Source organism: Phenylobacterium sp. (genome assembly GCF_036563385.1).
Classification (GTDB): domain Bacteria; phylum Pseudomonadota; class Alphaproteobacteria; order Caulobacterales; family Caulobacteraceae; genus Phenylobacterium.
Map to the genome: position 1 here is coordinate 142,778 of NZ_DATCML010000014.1, position 18,603 is coordinate 161,380.

Here is an 18,603-nt window from a genome sequence, read left to right on the forward strand (position 1 = left end):
TGGGTGGTGGTGTGCGCACGGGGGCGCGGCAGAGGGCGCGGGAGGGCGTAGGCGCCCGGGGCCGCTGCCAAAGAAAAGGCCGCCCGGGGTCCCGGGCGGCCAGTGGCCAGATGCTCTTCCGAAGAAGCTCTTAGTCGACGACCTGGTAGCGGCCGCTGGAGTCGCGGCACACGCGGACCATGCGGGTCTCGGTGCGGCCGTCGGGCATGTAGATGGGGCTCTCGGCCAGGGTGCAGCCGTCAGCGCCCACGGATCGGCCCGCCAGGCGGTAGCGCTCGCCGCGGCGGCCGTAGGCCCAGCTGCGGTCGTCGTAGCCGCCGGCGTAGCCCCGGTCGTCGCCGTAGTAGTCGCGTTCGCGGTAGCGGCCGTAGCGCGGCGCGTCGTAGCCGTAGCCCGCGCCGTAGGTGGAGCCGTAGCCATAGCCGGAGCCGTAGCTGGAGCCGTAACCGCCGTTGTAGTAGGCGCTGCCCGAGCCGTAGGGGACGGAGCCGCCGTTGCAGGCCGCGCTGCGGTTGCCGATCATGGCGCCGGCGATGGCGCCCACGCCGCCGCCCAGCAGGGCGCCGTCCTGGCGATTGTTGCGGGCGGCCGCATTGGCCCCCACCGCCGCGCCGATCGCGCCGCCGAGCAGGGCGCCGGCCACGCCGCGGCCGGTCTGCTCGCGCTTGCACGGGTCGTAGCTGTAGCCGCCGCCGTTGTAGCCGTACTGGCCGTACGGCTGGGCGGACGCCGCGCCGGCGCTGAGCGCCGCCGCGCCCGCAGCCGCGACCAGCACGCCCTTGGCGAAGATCGAACGCATGGACATCAAAACCCCTCTCGAATTCCAGTCAGCCCGCGCGTCATCCGCGCGCCTCGACCGCCTTTATCGGCTCCGCAACCTGAACAGCCGTTGAGCGGTCCGTTCATCTTCGTTCATCTCCTGGGCGCGCCGGCCTGCTATGAGGCCGCATGCGACGCCCCAGACCCAACCGGCCGGCTCCGTCCGGCCCGCCTGTCGAACTGCTCATCGAGGCGATGGGCGGGGAGGGCGATGGCGTGGCCGGCCGCCATGTCTACGTTCCCTTCAGCCTGCCGGGCGAGCGGGTGCGCGCCACCGGCGGGGGCGACCGCCGCGACCTGCTGGAGGTGCTGCAGGCCAGCCCGGAGCGGGTGGAGCCGCCATGCCCCCACTTCGGCGTCTGCGGCGGCTGCGCCCTGCAGCACTGGGACCATGCGCCCTATCTGGCGTGGAAGGTCGACCGGCTGCGCGGCACGCTCGCCCGCGAACGGGTGGAGACCGAGTTCCTGCCGGCCTATGCCGCCCCGCCGGAGAGCCGGCGGCGATTCGCCCTGCACGCCCGGCGTGGAAGTCGCGAGGCCGCCCGGGCGGGCTACAAGGCCCGCAAGTCCTGGGACCTGGTGGACATCGCCGTCTGCCCGATCTCCGATCCCGGCCTGCAGGCGGCGATCCCGGCGCTAAAGCGCCTGGCCGCGCCGCTCTTCGAGCACCCGAAATCCGCGCCCACCCTGCACACCACGCTTACGGCCACGGGCATTGACGTGGACATCACCGGGGTGGAGGCCAAGAGCGGCGGGCTGTCCGCCGACGCTCGCATGCAGGTGGCCGAGCGGGCGGCCGAGGCCGACTTCGCCCGCGTGACCATCGGTGGCGAGATCGCCTACCTGGCGCGCATGCCTCAGGTCCGGCTGGGGCCGGCGACGGTGGGCCTGCCGCCGGGCGCCTTCCTGCAGGCGACGCCGGGCGCCGAGGCCGCCATGACGGCCTTTGTGGCCGAGGCGGCGGCGGGGGCCGCCCGGATCGCCGACCTCTACTGCGGCGTGGGCACCTTCACCTTCGCGCTGGCCCAGGTCGCCCAGGTGCATGCCGCCGACTTCGCCCCGGACGCCGTGAAGGCGCTGACGTCGGCCCTGGCCAGCGCACCCGGCCTGCATGGGGTGACCGCCGAGGCCCGCGACCTGGTCCGCCGGCCGGTGCTGGCCGAGGAGCTGAAGAAGACCGACGTGGCGGTGTTCGACCCGCCGCGCGCCGGCGCCGCCGAGCAGGCGGCGGAGCTGGCCCGCTCGAACGTGGCCCGTGTGATCGGGGTGTCGTGCAACCCGGCCACGTTCGCCCGCGACGCTCGTATGCTGGTCGACGCCGGGTTCCGGCTGGAGCGGGTGCTGCCGGTGGACCAGTTCCTCTGGTCGCCGCACGTGGAGCTGGTGGGGGTCTTTTCGCGCTGACCACCCGCCGCCGCGGCGTGGAGAGCCCGCGGGGTTGTCCACGAACCACACGAACCACACGAACGGATCGCGGGCGCTTTGGGGACCACGGAAGACACGGACCACACGGAAGGCGCCTGCGCTGAACGACGCCTAGCTCGGTAGCGCTGCGCGTGGTCGAGATGGCCCGCCGGACGCGGGCGGCTCCTGGCTCAAGCCCAGAGAGCGCGGTCGGCTTGTAAGATTCCTTGCGTGTCTTCCGAGTGCTCCGTGGTCCTTCCTGTTCGTGTAGGTCGTGTGGTTCGTGGACGATCCTGCTCGCAGGGCCGCGGGGCTGGTGGCGGGGCGGAGAGGCCCCATATTGGCCGGATGGTTCCGCTGTCCGTTCTCGACCTGTCGCCGATCCTGGAAGGGTCCGATGCGGCCCAGTCGTTCAGGAACACGCTCGATCTAGCCCGGCACGCGGAGCGGCTCGGGTACGAGCGGTTCTGGCTGGCCGAGCACCACAACATGCCCGGCGTGGCGAGCGCGGCCACCGCCGTGGTCATCGGGCACGTGGCCGGCGGCACCTCGACTATCCGCGTGGGCGCCGGCGGGATCATGCTGCCGAACCACGCCCCGCTGGTGATCGCCGAGCAGTTCGGCACCCTGGCCTCGCTCTACCCCGGGCGGATCGACCTGGGCGTCGGCCGCGCCCCCGGCACCGACCAGATGACCGCCCGGGCGCTGCGCCGGACCCTGGCCGGCGACGTGGACCGGTTCCCGCAGGACGTCATCGAGCTGATGGCCTACTTCCGCGAGGCGCAGCCGAACCAGCTGGTGCGTGCGGTGCCGGGCGCCGGCCTCGACGTGCCGGTTTGGATCCTGGGCTCCAGCCTCTTCGGGGCGCAGCTGGCCGCCGCCCTGGGGCTGCCCTACGCCTTCGCCTCCCACTTCGCCCCCCAGCAGATGGAGGAGGCGATCGGCATCTACCGGCAGCGGTTCGAGCCCTCCGAGCACCTGGACAAGCCGCACGTCATGCTCGGCCTGAACGTGGTCGCCGCCGAAACCGACGCCGAGGCGCGGCGGCTGTTCACCTCCCTGCAGCAGGCCTTCCTGAACCTCCGGTTCGGCACGCCGTCGCCCCTGCCGCCGCCGGCGGACGACATGCCCGAGCGGTTCGCGAAGTTCGGCGTGGATCCCAGCCGGATGGAGGCGCTCGCCAAGGCCGTGGTCGGCGGGCCCGACGCCGTGCGGCTGGGGCTGGGCGCCTTCGTGCGGCGCTACCAGCCCGACGAGGTGATCGTCACCGCGCAGATCTACGACCACGCCGCGCGGGTGCGCTCGTTCGAGATCGTGGCGGACGTGCGCGACCAGCTGGCGAAGGCGGCGTGACAATCTACCTCCCCCGTTGCGGCAGCAACGGCGGGAGGGGGACCATTCGCCGAGCGCAGCGGAGAGCGGATGGTGGAGGGGGCTAGCCTCCGCACTGCCGGCCGCTTGCCCCCTCCACCCCCGGCTCTACGGCCTGCGGCCTCGGCCGGCGGTCCCCCTCCCGCCATCGCTGCCGCGATGGGGGAGGTGAGGGCGTGGGAAGGAAAGGTCAGACGCCGAACAGGTCGATCTGGTCGCCGGGCTTGGGCGGGACGCGGAACTGCGTGAGGTCGAGGGGCTCCCAGCGTTGGTGGAGGCCGTAGCGCTTCTTGGCCGCGGCGAAGCGCTTGCCCATCAGGTCGGCGAGCGGCCCCTGGCCGGTCATGCGGCTGCCCCACTGGGGGTCATAGTCGCGGCCGCCGCGCATCTGGCGCACCAGGGACATGACCCGGGCGGCGCGGTCCGGGTGGTCGGTCTGCAGCCACTCGCGGAACAGGTCCTTGATCTCCAGCGGCAGGCGAAGCGCTACATAGCCCGCGCCGACCGCGCCGGCCTCGGCCGCGCGCTCGAGCACCGCCTCCATCTCGTGGTCGTTGAGCCCGGGGATCACGGGGGCGAACATGACGATCACCGGCACGCCCGCGTCGGTGAGGCGGCGCACGGCGTCCAGCCGCTTCTCCGGCGTGGCGGCGCGCGGCTCCATGGACCGGGCGAGCTTGCGGTCCAGGCTGGTGATCGAGATCGCCACCCGGGCCAGGTTGCGCTGGGCCATGGGCGCGATCAGGTCGAGGTCGCGCAGCACCAGGGCGGACTTGGAGATCACCGAGAAGGGGTGGTTGAAGCGGGACAGCACCTCGATCAGCGACCGGGTCACCTTCAGCACCCGCTCCTGGGGCTGGTACGGATCGGTGTTGCCGCCGATGTGCACGGTCTCCGGCACGTACTTCGGCTTGGAGAGCTCGGCTTCCAACACGCGAGCCGCCTCCGGCTTGAAGAACAGCTTCTGCTCGAAGTCGAGGCCGGGCGAGAGGCCCATGTAGGCATGCGCCGGTCGGGCGTAGCAGTAGATGCAGCCGTGCTCGCAGCCGCGGTAGGGATTGAGCGAGGCGGAGAAGCCCACGTCGGGGCTGTCGTTGTGGGTGATGACGGTGCGCGCCTTCTCGGCCTGCACCTCGGTGCGGAAGGCCTTGGGGTCCGGCTCGTCGGGCGTCCAGCCGTCGTCGAAGGCCTCGCGGGCCTGGCTCTCGTAGCGGCCGGAGCTGTTGGACCGCGCGCCGCGGCCGCGGGTCTGAAGGGGCAGGGCAGTCACCCGCCTACCCTAGTGTTTCACGTGGAACATAACAAGAACGATGTTGACGCTCACGCGAGAACCGCGCGACCTGCGGCCATGCTCTCGGTGATCATCGACGCCTCGACCGACGAGGATCGGCTGGCCGGCCTGCTGGCCGTGCTGACGCCGGCGGCGGTGGAGGGACTGGTCAAGGAGGTCCTGGTGGCGGGACCGACCTGGACCGAGCTGGTGGCCGACCAGGTAGACGCCCTTTGCGAGGACACAGGCGCGGTGCTGGCCGGCGACCTGCGCCAGGCGATCGCGCGCGCGCGCTCGGACCTGCTGCTGGTGCTGCCGGCGCAAATCCGCTTCGCCAACGGCTGGGTGGAGCGGCTGGGCGACTTCCTGGCGGCGGGCGGGCGCGCGGCGGTGCTGGAGGGCGAAAAGGCCGGCGGGCTGCTCGCCGGCCGGCCTTATGGCGTGCTGATCGGCAAGTCCGCGGCGGCGGCGTTAGCGGAGCCCGATGTGCAGGCCTTGCGCCGAAAGCTCGGTGGCGGGGGCGTCGGCCGACGGCGTCTGCGGTAGGTCGAGGCGGGCGTCGATCAGCCGGGCGCCGCCGGCCAGGGCGTCGAGCGTCTTGGTCTCCTGGCCCCAAAGCTTCTTGTAGCTCCAGTAGGCGGTCATGACCTTTTCCACGTAGTCGCGGGTCTCTTCGGCCGGGAGGCACTCGATGAGCAGCAGCGGGTCGTCGTCGCGCCCCACGCGCTCCAGGGCCTTGTTCACCGCGCCCGGGCCGCCGTTGTAGGCCGCCACGGTACGCAGGATGTCGTAGTTGGTGTTCCGGTCCATGAGCCAGGAGAGGTAGTCCTGGCCGGCCTTGAGGTTGGTCGCCGGGTCGAAGAGGCGCTTGGGCTGGCTCTTCAGCTTGTCGTCGCCGCTGGCCCGGGCCGCGCTCTCGGGCAGCAGCTGCATCAGGCCGATGGCGCCGGCGTGGCTGACCGCCTGCGGGTTGAAGCGGCTCTCCTGATAGGTGATGGCGTAGACCAGGGCCTTGTCCACGGTGAAGCCGTCCTTCGGCTCCAGGGTGGGCGTCGGATATTCCCAGAAGTTGGGCGGGCGGCGCTGGCTCTTGGGCCGGGGCGGGGCGGAGGCGTCGAGCGCTTCGATCAGCTTCAGCCAGCCGTCGCGCTCCCGGTCGTTGGAGGCGAAGCCCAGGCCGGCGCGCAGCTCCTGGCGCGCCTCGTCCCACTTGCCGATCTGGATCAGGGCGGCGGCGCGGTGGGCGCGCGGGCGCTCAGCGGCGAAGCGGGCGAGCTCGGGGTCGGGTGCGGCCGAGGCGGACGGGGCGGCCGCGGCCGGCTGGAGGGCGGGACGCGGGGCGGGCGCGCGCCACGAGGCGCGGATCAGCTGGCCCGTCTCGGCCTGGGCCGCGAGCGCCGGCTGCAGCTGCAGCTGGCGGCTGGCGATGATGCCGTAGAAGGTCTCGCCGTTCTGGGCGGCCATCTTGAGGAAGCGGGCGGCCTCGCCGGCGTCGCCGGTCATGGCGGCCGAGCGTGACGCCCAGAAGGCGCCGGCGGACCGGGTCCAGGGATCCTGGGTGGCGTCCTGCGCAAGGTCGCCGAACCAGCCGAGCGCGTCGGAATAGGACTTCAGCCGCCAGGCGGCGAGGCCGGCCACCCAGCGTTCGCCGGCGGCGGGCGCGAGCTCGGCGGCGCGCTTCACGTCGCCGGTGTAGAAGGCGTAGCGGGCCATGAAGCCGCGGTCGGCGGGCGGCAGGCGGGCGATGTCCTCGGCGCTGAGCTCGGGGGCCGGCGGATCGATGGCGTCGGCGGGCTTGCGCTTCGAGGCGAGGGAAAAGATCCGCTCCGCCAGCGGCAGGTCGCGGAAGCGGGCGAGCCAGCCGGTGAGCTCGTCGTAGTTGGCCTTGTGGGCCGAGGGGTGCATCAGCTGGCTGAACGACAGGTAGCCCAGCAGGGACTGGTCCTTGACCTCCAGGGCCTTCATCTGGGCGTCGATGAAGTCGCCGCGGTCGGCCGCCTCGAAGGCGAGCGCATAGGCGCGCGCGTCCTCCTGGCTCAGCGGCTGGAAGCGTGCGGCCGCGGCGGTGCCGGCCAGGGATACGGCGCACGCGAGGGCGGAGGCCCCGACGCACAGGCGCTGGAAGAGCGTCATGCGTTCCTTACTGCCGCGGGCCTCTCTAACAGGAGGTTACGCGGCTACCCTTATTCTCGAACAGAGTCGCAGTGTTACGGACGCGCTTGCGCCGGATCAAGGCGTGGCGCCGGTCACGGACGCGTGAGCGGGCGCGGCGGTCGGCCGCAGCCGCAAGCTACGGTAAAGCTTCGCGGTTTTGGATTGTCCACGAACCACACGAACCACACGAACGGGTGGAGGATCGGACCACGAAATACACGGAGGACACGGACGGAGGCCGCGCTAACCGGCGCGAAGCGTTTAGGCGCTGAGCCCGGACGAGAAGGCCCGCCGGAGGCGGGCGATTGCGGGTGATGTGGGCTGGTCTGGGGACGCGGTCAGCGACATCGCCTTCCGTGTGGTCCGTGTCTTCCGTGGTTCCCCGACCGTGCGCGCAGAGGCGGAAGCCCGCCGACTCACTCCGGCCGGTGGGGGCGGTCCAGGCGTTCGGCGAGGGTGAGAAGATCGGCCCAGGCGCGCTTCTTGGCGGCCGGTTGGCGCAGCAGGAAGGCCGGATGGAGGGTCGGCAGGGCGGGGAGCTCGAGGGCGCCGTCTGCCGAGCGCCACTCGAACCAGCGACCGCGCAGGGACAGGATGCCCTCCTCGCGCTTCAGCATGGCCTTGGCCGAGGCCCCGCCCACCAGCAGCAGCATCTTCGGCTCGACGAGGGCGATGGCGCGCTCGAGGAAGGGGGCGCAGACCGCCTGCTCGGCCGGGGTGGGCGTGCGGTTGCCCGGCGGGCGCCAGAACACGGTGTTGGTGATGAACGCCCGCTCCGTCAGGCCGGCGGCGGCCAGCATGCGGTCGAGGAGCTGGCCGGCGCGGCCGACGAAGGGCTCGCCCTGCCGGTCCTCGTCTGCGCCGGGGCCTTCGCCGATCACCATCAGCGGGGCGTCGGGGCGGCCGCGGGCGAAGACCGCGCGGGTGGCGGCGCCCTCGTGGCGCAGGGCGCAGCCCTCGAAGCCGGCGATCCGTTCGGCCAGCTCCTCGAGGGTCTTGGCCTGGGCGGCGAGCGCCTGCGCCTCGGCGATGGCGGCGGAGACGTCGGGCTGGCCGGCGGCGGCGGGCCGGATCGGCGAGACGCTGGCGCTGGGCTGGCCCGCGCGGCCCGGGGGCGGCGGCGGCACGAACTTGCCCGCCTCGATGCGGTCGAGGGGCTCGTCCAGCAGCATGGCGTCGACGCCGGCCTCGGCCCAGAAGGCGAGCAGGCTTTCGGCGAGCAGGCGGGGCGACGGGTCGGCCACGGGCGGCATGGCTCCGTTCATGCGGCCGGGCGCGGCGTTTGGCTAGGGGCTGCCGGTCGCGGGGGGCCCGCCAGCCGGTCGGCCAGGCGGAAGACGAAGGGGTTCAGCACGATGGACAGCAGGGCCGCGGCCAGGATCAGGTCGTGGGTCTGCCCCGACAGGATCTTCAGCTTCAGCCCGACGCCGGCCAGGATGAACGAGAATTCGCCGATCTGGGCGAGGCTGGCGGCGATGGTCAGGCTGGCGCGCCGCTCGAGCCGGAAGGCCGTGGTGATGGCGAGGGCGGCCGCCGACTTGCCGACGATGATGATGGCCAGCACGGCGAGCACCGGCCCGGGCTGCTCCACCAGCACGCGCGGGTCGAACAGCATGCCCACCGAGACGAAGAACAGCACGGCGAAGGCGTCGCGCAGCGGCAGCGAGCGCTCGGCGGCGTTGTGGCCCAGCGGCGTGCCGTTCAGCACCACGCCGGCGATGAACGCGCCCAGCGCAAAGGAGGCGCCGAACACCGCATAGGCCAGGTAGGCGATGCCCAGCGCGATCGCCAGCACGCCCAGGGTGAACAGCTCGCGCGAGCGGGTGTGGGCGATCCTGGTGAGCAGCCAGGGCAGCACGCGGGCGCCGACCACCAGCATCAGGCCGACGAACACCGCCACGCCGAGCAGAGCCCCGGCGATCCGCAGGCCGATCTGGCCGACGTCGGGCGACGTCCCGGCGGCCGCCAGCAGCGGCACCAGGACGAGCGCCACCACCATGACCACGTCCTCCACCACCAGCCAGCCCACGGCCACGGCGCCGGTCTGCGACTTCACCGCCTTGCGCTCCTCCAGGGCGCGCAGGAGCACCACGGTCGAGGCCACCGAGAGGCAGAAGCCCATGAGCGCCGCCTCGGCGTCGCCCAAGCCCATCAGTCGCCCGACGCCCCAGCCCAGCGCCGTGGCGGCGGCGATCTGCACGACTGCGCCGGGCAGGGCGACCTTGCGCACCCTCATCAGGTCGGGAAGCGAGAAGTGGAGGCCGACGCCGAACATCAGCAGGATCACGCCCACCTCGGCGAGCTGGCTGGCGAGGCTCGAGTCGGCCGTCCAGCCCGGGGTGAAGGGACCGACGACCACCCCGGCCAGCAGGTAGCCCACCAGGGGCGACAGCCGAAACCTCAGGGCCAGCATGCCCAGGGCGAAGGCGAGCACGAAGCCCGCCACGAGCGTGAGGATCAGGCTGTCGTCGTGCGGCATCAGGTCTCCAGAAGGCGTGGTGGGATCGCACGTGGCGACGCTGGGCGGCCAGGTCAACCACGCGGTGAGGTGTGGTTGGGGGAAACCGCCGGGTTGCCGGAACAATCAGCCCAGCTTGGGAGTCTATGACGCCGAGAGCTTAGCCGGCGTGCCGCCGGGGGGAGAGCGCGCGCATGGCCTTTGTCGTCTTTGCCGGCCAATCGAACACGGGTGGATACCAGAGCTACCCGGCCTCGCCGCCGGCCTGGACCCCGGACCCGAAGATCCAGATCTGGGACGCCGGGCAGAAGACCTGGGTCACGATGCAGCCGGGCGTGAACACGGGCTACCCGGGCTTTCCCAATACCTGGGGGCCGGAGACCCAGTTCGCGCTCGCGTTCCGGCAGGCCTTCCCGAACGAGCCGCTACGCATCGTCAAGGTGGCCGAGGGCGGCACCGGCCTGCGTGTCGACCCGGCGCAGTGGGCCTACGATTGGTCCCCGGCCAGCGACAACGAGCTGTTCGACCGCGCCCGCGACGTGGTGCGCGACGCCACGAACGCGGCAGGCGGGCAGAAGCCCGACGCGGTGTTCTGGGGCCAAGGCGAGGAGGACGCCAACCAGGCGGGCTGGGCCAGCAACTACGGCCAGAACCTGCAGCAGCTGTTCTCCGCCATCCGCGCCGAGTGGATGGGCGACGCCAACGGCAAGATCGGCTTCTTCCAGATCGGCTCCACGCCGCCCTTCGCCGCCGACGTCCGCCGCGGCGAGCAGTACGTGGACGACATCGACGGCAACGCGCTCAGCTTCGACACGGTGGGCCTGCCGATGCAGGGCGACACCTTGCACTACGCACCCGAAGGCTACCGGATGATCGGCGCCGAGTATTTCCGGCTGCTGTCCATGTGGCGCGGAGGCGGCGCGACGCTGGCCGGCAGCGGCGCGAACGACACCCTGATGGGCGGCGGCGGCGACGAGAGCATCTCGGGCGGCGCGGGCCTGGACTACCTGCGCGGCGGAGCCGGGCGCGACGTGATCGCCGGCGGCGACGCCTTCGACGACGTGCACGGCAACGAGGGTGACGACACGGCCTCCGGCGGCGTCGGCAACGACTGGGTCGTGGGCGGCAAGGACAACGACTGGCTGTATGGCGACGCCGGGGACGACATCGTCTACGGCAACCTGGGCGACGACGTCTGCGACGGCGGCGTGGGCGCCGACCTGGTCCGCGGCGGCCAGGGGAATGACGTCCTCTACGGCTGGTCCGGAAACGATTGGCTGTCGGGCGACCGCGGCGATGACACGCTGACGGGCGGCTCGGGGGCCGACATCTTCCACAGCTTCGGGGACGCCGGCGTCGACCGCATCGTGGACTTCGCCCGCTGGGAGGGCGATCGCGTCCAACTCGATCCCGGGACCACCTGGCGGGTGGAGCAACAGGGCGCCGACACCGTCGTCGTGCTGGGCGGCGGGGGACGGGTGGTCCTCGTCGGCGTGGACTCCGCGACGCTGGGCGGCGACTGGCTGTTCGTGGGCTAAGCCTGCGATCCGGCCGCCACAGGTGACCGGTTGATCACTTCCACAGGCGCTTCCGGCTTGACCGGCTGCCAGTGACATCCCGATAAGACCCCCGACGTATCAACGCTGTGCGGGGATCACCTCGCGCGAGGGAGCGGGACCGAAGATGAGCGAAGCCGTCGAACGCGAGGCCATGGAGTACGACGTCGTGATCGTCGGCGCGGGCCCGTCCGGCCTTTCCGCGGCGATCCGGCTGAAGCAGATCAACCCGGAGATCACGGTCGCGGTGATCGAGAAGGGCGCCGAGGTCGGCGCGCACATCCTCTCCGGCGCGGTGATCGACCCGATCGCCATGAACGAGCTGTTCCCGAACTGGAAGGAGCTCGGCGCGCCGCTCGACACGCCGGTCACCGAGGACCGGTTCATGATGCTCGGCCCGCAGGGGTCCATCTCGGCCCCCATGTGGGGCATGCCGCGGATGATGAACAACCACGGCAACTACATCGCCAGCCTGGGGAACATCTGCCGCTGGCTGGCCGGCCAGGCGGAAGGCCTGGGCGTGGAGATCTATCCCGGCATGGCGGCCTCGGCCCCGGTGTTCGACGGCGAGCGCCTGGCCGGCGTCGTGGTGGGCGAGTTCGGCCTGAACAAGGACGGCACGCCGGGCCCGAACTACGAGCCGGGCATGGAGCTGCGGGGCAAGTACGTGTTTATCGGCGAGGGCGTGCGCGGGTCGCTCGCCAAGGTGCTGAAGCACAAGTACGGCCTGAGCAAGAACTCCGAGCCGGAAAAGTACGGCATCGGCATCAAGGAGCTGTGGCAGGTGCCGGACGCGGCCTTCAAGAAGGGCCTCGCCGTGCACACCCTGGGCTGGCCGCTGGACAACGCCACCGGGGGCGGCAGCTTCATGTACCACTTCGGCGACAACTACGTGGCCATCGGCTTCGTGGTGCACCTGAACTACAAGAACCCGTGGCTGTCGCCGTTCGACGAGTTCCAGCGCTTCAAGCACCACCCCGATGTTGCGCCGTTCCTCGAAGGCGGCAAGCGCATCGCCTACGGCGCCCGCGCGATCAGCGAAGGCGGGCTCCAGTCGGTGCCGAAGACCTACTTCCCCGGCGGGGTGCTGCTGGGCGACAGCGCCGGCCTCCTGAACGTGCCGCGGATCAAGGGCAGCCACAACGCCATGAAGAGCGGCATGCTGGCCGCCGAGGCCGCCGCCGCCGCCCTGTCCAGCGGCCGCGCAGGCGACGAGCTCGTCGAGTATGAGACCGCGTTCAAGAGCTCCTGGCTCCACAAGGAGCTGAAGACGGTCCGCAACTTCAAGCCGCTGTGGTCGAAGTTCGGCACCATTCCCGGCGGGGTCCTGGGCGTCCTGGACGTCCACATCGCCGCGGCGCTGGGCGGTTGGTCGCCGTTCGGCACCATGAAGCACGGTAAGAGCGACGCCGAATCCACCGGCCTCGCCAAGGACCACAAGCCGATCGTCTATCCGAAGCCGGACGGCGTGCTGAGCTTCGACAAGCTGTCGAGCGTCTTCCTGTCGGCCACGAACCACGACGAGAGCCAGCCGGCGCACCTGCGCCTGCGCGATCCGAGCGTGCCGATCGGGACGAACCTGCCGAAGTACGGGGAGCCCGCGCGCCTCTACTGCCCGGCGGGCGTCTACGAGGTGCTCTACGACGAGCAGGGGAACAACCCGAAGTTCCAGATCAACTTCCAGAACTGCGTCCACTGCAAGACCTGCGACATCAAGGATCCGTCGCAGAACATCGACTGGACCACGCCCCAGGGCGGCGACGGGCCCAACTACCCGAACATGTGACCGGGACGGGCCGCTTCGGCGGCCCGTTTTCGTTGGCCGGCCGCGATCCCGCCGCTGCTGCGCCTTGCGGCGGGGCCGATTAACGCCGAAGTTCCCGCCATGCGCCGCTTCCTCCTCGCCGCCGCCGCCCCGCTCGTCCTGCTCAGCGCCTGCGCGAGCGCCGGGGGTGGCAAGTCCTCCCAAGGCGCGGAGGCGTTCGGACTTTCCCCCTACGGCATGTTCCTGGCGGGGCAGGCGGCGCTGAACGACGGCCGCAGCAGCGAGGCGGCGCGCTTCTTCGAGCAGGCCAAGGCGCGCGACGGCTCCGGCTCAGAGGTGGCCGAGCGGGCGTTCACCGCCGCGGTGCTGGCGGGCGACATCGAAAAGGCCGTGAACCTGGCGCCCAGCGGCCCGGAGGTCTCCGAAGCGACGCTTCGGCTGGCGAAGCTCACCCAGGCCGTGGAGGCGATCGCCGACGGGCGGTCGAAAGTGGCCCGGGAACTGCTGGGCGGGGAGGGGATCGGCTTCCCGCACCGTGGCGTGGCGGCCCTGCTGGCGCCCTGGGCCGCGGCCCAGGCCGGCGACGTGGAGGCCTCGCTCATCCGGCCGCAGGTGCGCGGCGACCGTGTGGTGGACTATTTCGGCCAGCTCGGCAGGGCCAGCCTGTTCGAGCGAGCCAAGCGCTATGACGAGGCCGAGACCGACTTCAAGGCGGTGACCGCCGCGGCCGGCAGCGAGATGGCCATCCTGGCCTACGGCGGCTTCCTCGAGCGGCGCGGCCGCAAGGCCGACGCGGTCGCGCTCTACGACACCCTGCTGGCGCAGGAGCCCTCCAGCATCGCGGTCAAGGCCGCGCGCGCCCGGGCCGCGACCGGCAAGACCCCGCCCGGGGTGGTCTCGATCCGCGAAGGCGCGGCGCAAGCCATGCTCGCCCCGGCGGCCACCATGCTGCAGGCCAAGCAGACCCAGCTGGCCCTGGCCTACCTGCGGCTGGTGCTGCGGCTGGACCCGCAGCGGGACGAGGCCTGGGTCATGGTGGGGGACATCATGCAGGCCTCGGGCGACAGCGAGGCCGCGCGCGCAGCCTATGGCAAGCCGAAGCCCTCATCCCCGGAGTACGCCGCGGCGCAGGCCAAGCTCGCCTGGACATACCAGAGCGCCAAGGACACCCAGACGGCGCTGAGGCTGGCCCGGACGGCGGCGGCGTCCGGCGACGCCGACGCGCGGCTGACGTTGGCCGACCTGCTGCGCGCCAACGAGCAGTACGCCGAGGCCGTGGACGTGCTGGGCGGCCTTATCAAGGAGCAGAAGACGCCCGACTGGCGACTCTACTACGCCCGCGGCGTGTCCCTCGAGCGGCTCGGCCGCTGGAAGGAGGCCGAGGTCGACATGCTGGAGGCGCTGAAGGCCCGTCCCGACGAGCCGGAGCTGCTGAACTACCTGGGTTACACCTGGATCGACCGCGGCGAGCGACTGCCGGAAGCCCTGGCCATGGTGGAGAAGGCCGTCGCGGCCAATCCACGATCGGGCGCCATGGTGGATTCGCTCGGCTGGGCGCACTACCGGCTCGGCGACTACAAGAAGGCCGTCGAGAAGCTGGAGCAGGCCGTCGAGCTCGAGGCCGGCGATCCCGAGATCAACAACCACCTCGGGGACGCCTACTGGATGATCGGGCGCAAGGACGAGGCGGTGTTCCAGTGGCGCCGGGTGCTGACCCTCGATCCCGACCCGAAGATCAAGGCGGACGCGGAGGCCAAGCTCGCCTCGGGGCTGGGGCCGAAGCGGCAGGTGGCGGGTCAGTAGGGCATGGCGCGGACGGCGCTCGCCCCGGCCAAGGTCAACCTCTTCCTGCACGTCGGCGCGCTGGGGGACGACGGCTACCATCCTCTGTGCAGCCTGATGGCCTTCGCCGACTTCGGTGATCGGCTCACCCTGCATGCGGCCGATGCGCCGGAGCTGAAGGTCACCGGGCCCTTCGGAGCGGGCCTGGACGCCGGAGCCGACAACCTGGTCGCTCGGGCGGCGAACGCCCTGCTGGCGGCCGCCCGTCGCCCGGTGGCCCCCTTCGGGCTGGCGCTGGACAAGCAGTTGCCCATCGCGGCGGGACTCGGCGGCGGGTCGAGCGATGCGGGCGCGGCGCTGCGCCTGCTGCGCGAGGAGCTGAAGCTGCCGATGGACGATGCGGCGCTCCAGGCGGTGGCGGCCGGCCTCGGCGCCGACGGCGCGGCCTGCCTCTGGGCGCGGCCGGTCCTGGCGGAGGGGCGCGGGGATCGACTGTCGCCCGCGCCAGGCTTGCCCGTGGTGGACGCGGTGCTGGTGAACCCCCGCGCGCCCGTCTCGACGCCTGCCGTCTATCGCCGGTTCGACGAGCTGGCCCGCTTCGGGGAGGTGACCCCGCCGCCGGCCCCGGAGGCGTTCGAGAGCGCCGTCGAGCTGGCGGCGTGGTTGTCGATCCAGCGCAACGACCTGGAGGCGGCCGCCATCGACGTCGAGCCCACGGTCGGCGCGGTGCTGGAAACCCTGGCCGGCGAGCCCGAGACGCTGCTCGCCCGGGTCTCTGGCTCGGGGGGCACCTGTTTCGCGCTCTGCGCCGGCGACATCGAGGCCGAGGGCCTGGCCGAGCGCATCGAGGCCATCGCCCCCGACTGGTGGGTGAGGCGGGTGCGGCTGGGCGGTCCCTGGGACTGAGGCCCCGAAACGAAAACGGGGGCCCCGAAGGACCCCCGTTCCCACTCAGCCGAAGGCTCCCCCCGTTCAGCTGTGGTAGGCGCGTTCCCCGTGCTCGACGATGTCGAGGCCTTCTTCCTCGGTGTCCTCGTTGACCCGCAGGCCGACGGTGAACTTGATGAGGAAGAAGACGATCGCGCTGGCCACCGCCGACCAGACGATGGACACCAGCACGCCCTTCAGCTGGGCGATCACCTGGGTGGCCATGGCGTAGGTCGCCGCGTCGCAGGTGGAGATGTCGCCGTCCGCGGCGCAGGTGGTGTAGTCGACGATGCCGGCCCCGCCGAGGGCCGGAGCCACCAGGATGCCCGTGGCGATGGCGCCGACGATGCCGCCGATCCCGTGGATGCCGAAGGCGTCCAGGCTGTCGTCGTACTTCAGCGCGTTCTTCACGGCCGAGCAGAAGACAACGCAGATCGGCGAGACGATCAGCCCGAGCACCAGGGCGCCCACCGGACCGGCGAAGCCGGCGGCCGGGGTGACGGCCACGAGGCCGGCGACCAGGCCCGAGGCCATGCCGAGCATGGAGGCCTTCTTCCGGGTGATCCACTCGGTGAGGGTCCAGGAGAAGCCCGCCGCGGCGGTCGCGATGAAGGTGTTGACCATGGCCAGGGCGGCGTAGCCGTTCGCCTCGAGGTTGGAGCCGGCGTTGAAGCCGAACCAGCCCACCCACAGCAGGCCTGCGCCCACCAGGGTCAGGGTCAGGGAGTGCGGCGGCATGGGCTCGGAGCGGTAGCCCTTCCGGGCGCCGAGGATGAGGGCGCCGACCAGGGCGGCGACCCCGGCGTTGATGTGCACCACCGTTCCGCCGGCGAAGTCGATAGCCCCGAAGCCCCAGATCAGGCCCGACTGGATGGGATCGCTCGGCGCCGCCGCGACGGCGTCAGGCCCCGCCCACCACCAGACCATGTGGGCCAGGGGGTAGTAGGAGAGGATCGGCCACAGGATCGCGAACATCAGAACCGCGGCGAACTTCATCCGCTCGGCGACGCCGCCCAGGACCAGGGCGGCGGTGATGCAGGCGAAGGTCATCTGGAAGGCGATGAACGCCAGTTCCGGGATCACTACGCCCGTCGAGAAGGTGGCCACGTTGGAGGCCGGCGTCACGTCCCTGAGGAACAGCCGCCCGAAGCCGCCCACGATCTTGTCGAGTCCGCCACCGTCCGTGAAGGCGAGGCTGTAGCCCCACAGCACCCAGGCCATCATGCCCACGACCGTGACGGTCGAAACCTGCATGAGCATGGACAGCATGTTCTTCTGGCGCACCAGGCCGCCGTAGAACAGCGCCAGGCCAGGGACGATCATCAGCAGCACCAGCACGGTGGAGATGAGCATCCAGGTGGTGTCGCCCTTGTCCGGCGTCGGCGCAGGCGCCTCGGCGGGTGCGGTGGCGGCCGGTGCGGCCTCGGCCGGCGCTGCGGCGGCGACACCGCCCGGCGCCGGGGCGGCGACGTCGGCCGCAGCTTGGGCGGGCGCCTCCTGCGCAAACGCCGGTGCGGCCAGCGGTCCCCCGATCAAGGCGCCGGCGAGGGCGAGCCCCGCGAGCGCCTGGGTTGCGAGCTTCATGGTCATCGATCCCCTCTGTCTTCTTGTGCGCTCAGATCGCCGCGGCGCCGGTCTCGCCGGTCCGGATCCGGACGGCGTCGAGGACGTCGAGCACGAAGATCTTCCCGTCGCCGATCTTGCCGGTGGCGGCGGCGGCCCTGATGGCCTCCACGGCCTTGGGCGCGACTGCGTCGTCGACCACGGCCTCCAGCTTCACCTTGGGCAGGAAGTTCACCTGGTACTCCGCGCCCCGGTAGATCTCGGTCTGCCCCTTCTGCCGGCCGTAGCCTTTGACTTCCGAGACCGTCAGCCCCTCGACGCCGGCGGCGACCAGCGCTTCGCGCACGTCGTCCAGCTTGAAGGGTTTGACGATCGCCATGATCAGTTTCATCCGCTCGCTCCCGGGCGGGCCCCTGGGCTGGGCCCGTCCTGACATCCCGTTGTTCCGTGACCGCCGCGGACGTCCCCATCCCCAAGCACGGCGGTTGGGCGACGCTAGTCATGCGGAGCGCGCCGCCGCGCCGCCGCGGCCTCGCTGCGGCGCAGGAAGGCGGCGGCCGCGTAAAACCTGGGCGGCGGCGACCGGCGGCGCCCAAGAAACGGGCGAAATCGGCGCCGGGCGCGGTCGGCGGGAGGGCGGTGGCGGGGCTGATCACGAGCGCGTGAGCCGGGCAACCGTCAGCTGCGCCGTGCGTAAGGCGCATCGACCACCCGCTTCGGCGGGCGCGTTCCCGTGGGGCTGACCGCAAGACCTTGAGGACCTGACGACATGCATCGCCTGCTGACCGCCACCGCCGCCCTCGCCCTCACCGCCGCCTTGTCAGCGCCGGCCGGCGCCCAGACAGCCGCCACCGCCAAGACGGAGGCCCAGGCCAAGGCCGTCACCGGCAAGGCCTCGACGGACAAGCCGGCCGCCGCCCAGCCTCAGGGCACGGCGAAGGCGGTGCAGCAGGGCGCCGCGCCGGTCGCCGCGGCGCAGGGCGCGGCGCCCACGACCCAGGCCTCGGCCGGGGCGCGGGTGGCGCCCGCCGGCGACCTCGTGGAGACCGCCAAGGCCTCGGGCCAGTTCACCACCTTCCTCAAGGCCGTGGACGCCACCAACCTGACGGCCGTCCTGAAGTCGAACCGCAACCTGACGGTCTTCGCGCCTACCGACGCCGCTTTCGCGGCCCTGCCGCCGGGCCAGCTGGACAAGCTGATGGGCGACAAGGCCGCCCTGCAGAAGCTGATCACCCACCACATCATCAACGCGCCGGTGGACTCGGCGAAGATCGCCGGCGCCAAGGGCCCGGTGCCCTCCGTCGCCCAGGACAACGTGCTGCTGGACGGCAGCGAGGCCGGCGTCCTCAAGGCTGACGGGGCGACGATCGTCCAGGCCGACGTGCGCGCCACCAACGGCATCCTGCACGTGGTCGACAAGGTCCTCATGCCCGGAGCCGGCGGCGCGGAAAGCGCGGCCGCCCAGACCGGCGGCGCGGCGTCGGCCAGCGCCACCGCCAGCGCGACGCCGAAACAATAGGAACCTTCACCGCGG

The 18,603-nt window shown here is 71.9% G+C and carries 15 protein-coding genes; 8 read left to right on the forward strand and 7 right to left on the reverse strand.

Annotated elements, in window-relative coordinates; genetic code table 11:
* Nucleotides 1–130: 130 nt before the first annotated feature.
* Nucleotides 131–805: a glycine zipper domain-containing protein gene (locus VIL67_RS14530; RefSeq protein WP_332049624.1), complete on the reverse strand. Its 675-nt coding sequence runs from the start codon at nt 803–805 to the stop codon at nt 131–133.
* A gap of 143 nt (nt 806–948) precedes the next feature.
* Here VIL67_RS14530 and VIL67_RS14535 point away from each other — a divergent pair, with 143 nt between their 5' ends.
* Nucleotides 949–2,223, forward strand: coding sequence for a class I SAM-dependent RNA methyltransferase (locus VIL67_RS14535; RefSeq protein WP_332049625.1), 1,275 nt, complete (start codon nt 949–951; stop codon nt 2,221–2,223).
* A 348-nt stretch (nt 2,224–2,571) separates the two neighbouring features.
* Nucleotides 2,572–3,576 carry an LLM class flavin-dependent oxidoreductase gene (locus VIL67_RS14540; RefSeq protein WP_332049626.1) on the forward strand — a complete coding sequence of 335 codons (1,005 nt, stop codon included), beginning with the start codon at nt 2,572–2,574 and terminating at the stop codon, nt 3,574–3,576.
* A gap of 208 nt (nt 3,577–3,784) precedes the next feature.
* Here the strand turns inward: VIL67_RS14540 and VIL67_RS14545 are convergent, their stop codons facing one another.
* Nucleotides 3,785–4,864: a PA0069 family radical SAM protein gene (locus VIL67_RS14545; protein WP_332049627.1), complete on the reverse strand. Its 1,080-nt coding sequence runs from the start codon at nt 4,862–4,864 to the stop codon at nt 3,785–3,787.
* Between the two features lie 78 nt (nt 4,865–4,942).
* On the opposite strand from VIL67_RS14545, the gene VIL67_RS14550 reads away from it, so the two are divergent.
* Nucleotides 4,943–5,410, forward strand: coding sequence for a cell wall biosynthesis glycosyltransferase (locus tag VIL67_RS14550; protein WP_332049628.1), 468 nt, complete (start codon nt 4,943–4,945; stop codon nt 5,408–5,410).
* Here the strand turns inward: VIL67_RS14550 and VIL67_RS14555 are convergent.
* The 3 genes from VIL67_RS14555 to VIL67_RS14565 all read right to left on the reverse strand — a co-directional run bounded on the left by VIL67_RS14555 (nt 5,336) and on the right by VIL67_RS14565 (nt 9,497).
* The gene (locus VIL67_RS14555) at nt 5,336–6,997 is read right to left on the reverse strand and encodes a lytic transglycosylase domain-containing protein (RefSeq protein WP_332049629.1); all 1,662 of its coding nucleotides are present in this window, start codon (nt 6,995–6,997) and stop codon (nt 5,336–5,338) included. The two genes, VIL67_RS14550 and VIL67_RS14555, sit on opposite strands and share 75 nt — an antisense overlap.
* 437 nt (nt 6,998–7,434) lie before the next feature.
* On the reverse strand, nt 7,435–8,271 hold the full coding sequence (locus tag VIL67_RS14560) for a uracil-DNA glycosylase (RefSeq protein ID WP_332049630.1): 837 nt from the start codon (nt 8,269–8,271) through the stop codon (nt 7,435–7,437).
* An 8-nt stretch (nt 8,272–8,279) separates the two neighbouring features.
* A complete protein-coding gene (locus VIL67_RS14565) occupies nt 8,280–9,497 on the reverse strand; it encodes a cation:proton antiporter domain-containing protein (RefSeq protein WP_332049631.1) in 1,218 nt (405 codons plus the stop codon).
* Nucleotides 9,498–9,670: 173 nt separating this feature from the next.
* Between VIL67_RS14565 and VIL67_RS14570 the strand changes: the two genes are divergently transcribed.
* From VIL67_RS14570 to VIL67_RS14585, 4 genes are all read left to right on the forward strand, one after another.
* Nucleotides 9,671–11,014, forward strand: a complete 1,344-nt coding sequence (locus tag VIL67_RS14570) for a sialate O-acetylesterase (RefSeq protein ID WP_332049632.1) — start codon at nt 9,671–9,673, stop codon at nt 11,012–11,014.
* A 145-nt stretch (nt 11,015–11,159) separates the two neighbouring features.
* On the forward strand, nt 11,160–12,818 hold the full coding sequence (locus VIL67_RS14575) for an electron transfer flavoprotein-ubiquinone oxidoreductase (RefSeq protein ID WP_332049633.1): 1,659 nt from the start codon (nt 11,160–11,162) through the stop codon (nt 12,816–12,818).
* A gap of 99 nt (nt 12,819–12,917) precedes the next feature.
* Nucleotides 12,918–14,600: a tetratricopeptide repeat protein gene (locus tag VIL67_RS14580; protein ID WP_332049634.1), complete on the forward strand. Its 1,683-nt coding sequence runs from the start codon at nt 12,918–12,920 to the stop codon at nt 14,598–14,600.
* 3 nt (nt 14,601–14,603) lie between these two features.
* Entirely contained in the window at nt 14,604–15,485 is an 882-nt protein-coding gene (locus VIL67_RS14585) for a 4-(cytidine 5'-diphospho)-2-C-methyl-D-erythritol kinase (protein WP_332049635.1), read from the forward strand.
* 66 nt (nt 15,486–15,551) lie between these two features.
* On the opposite strand, the gene VIL67_RS14590 is transcribed toward VIL67_RS14585, so the two are convergent.
* Nucleotides 15,552–17,090 (reverse strand): ammonium transporter, encoded by a 1,539-nt coding sequence (locus VIL67_RS14590; protein ID WP_332049636.1) that lies wholly within the window; start codon nt 17,088–17,090, stop codon nt 15,552–15,554.
* 31 nt (nt 17,091–17,121) lie between these two features.
* The gene (locus VIL67_RS14595; RefSeq protein WP_332049637.1) at nt 17,122–17,460 is read right to left on the reverse strand and encodes a P-II family nitrogen regulator; all 339 of its coding nucleotides are present in this window, start codon (nt 17,458–17,460) and stop codon (nt 17,122–17,124) included.
* A gap of 378 nt (nt 17,461–17,838) precedes the next feature.
* Here VIL67_RS14595 and VIL67_RS14600 point away from each other — a divergent pair, with 378 nt between their 5' ends.
* Nucleotides 17,839–18,588 carry a fasciclin domain-containing protein gene (locus VIL67_RS14600; protein ID WP_332049638.1) on the forward strand — a complete coding sequence of 250 codons (750 nt, stop codon included), beginning with the start codon at nt 17,839–17,841 and terminating at the stop codon, nt 18,586–18,588.
* Nucleotides 18,589–18,603: the final 15 nt, after the last annotated feature.

Coding starts and splice junctions, on each gene's coding strand:
- VIL67_RS14580 (WP_332049634.1), top strand. CDS start 12,918: ATGCGCCGCTTCCTCCTCGCCGCCGCCGCCCCGCTCGTCCTGCTCAGC.
- VIL67_RS14585 (WP_332049635.1), top strand. CDS start 14,604: ATGGCGCGGACGGCGCTCGCCCCGGCCAAGGTCAACCTCTTCCTGCAC.
- VIL67_RS14565 (WP_332049631.1), bottom strand. CDS start 9,497: ATGCCGCACGACGACAGCCTGATCCTCACGCTCGTGGCGGGCTTCGTG.
- VIL67_RS14595 (WP_332049637.1), bottom strand. CDS start 17,460: ATGAAACTGATCATGGCGATCGTCAAACCCTTCAAGCTGGACGACGTG.
- VIL67_RS14555 (WP_332049629.1), bottom strand. CDS start 6,997: ATGACGCTCTTCCAGCGCCTGTGCGTCGGGGCCTCCGCCCTCGCGTGC.
- VIL67_RS14535 (WP_332049625.1), top strand. CDS start 949: ATGCGACGCCCCAGACCCAACCGGCCGGCTCCGTCCGGCCCGCCTGTC.
- VIL67_RS14550 (WP_332049628.1), top strand. CDS start 4,943: ATGCTCTCGGTGATCATCGACGCCTCGACCGACGAGGATCGGCTGGCC.
- VIL67_RS14530 (WP_332049624.1), bottom strand. CDS start 805: ATGTCCATGCGTTCGATCTTCGCCAAGGGCGTGCTGGTCGCGGCTGCG.
- VIL67_RS14560 (WP_332049630.1), bottom strand. CDS start 8,271: ATGCCGCCCGTGGCCGACCCGTCGCCCCGCCTGCTCGCCGAAAGCCTG.
- VIL67_RS14590 (WP_332049636.1), bottom strand. CDS start 17,090: ATGAAGCTCGCAACCCAGGCGCTCGCGGGGCTCGCCCTCGCCGGCGCC.
- VIL67_RS14540 (WP_332049626.1), top strand. CDS start 2,572: ATGGTTCCGCTGTCCGTTCTCGACCTGTCGCCGATCCTGGAAGGGTCC.
- VIL67_RS14570 (WP_332049632.1), top strand. CDS start 9,671: ATGGCCTTTGTCGTCTTTGCCGGCCAATCGAACACGGGTGGATACCAG.
- VIL67_RS14600 (WP_332049638.1), top strand. CDS start 17,839: ATGCATCGCCTGCTGACCGCCACCGCCGCCCTCGCCCTCACCGCCGCC.
- VIL67_RS14575 (WP_332049633.1), top strand. CDS start 11,160: ATGAGCGAAGCCGTCGAACGCGAGGCCATGGAGTACGACGTCGTGATC.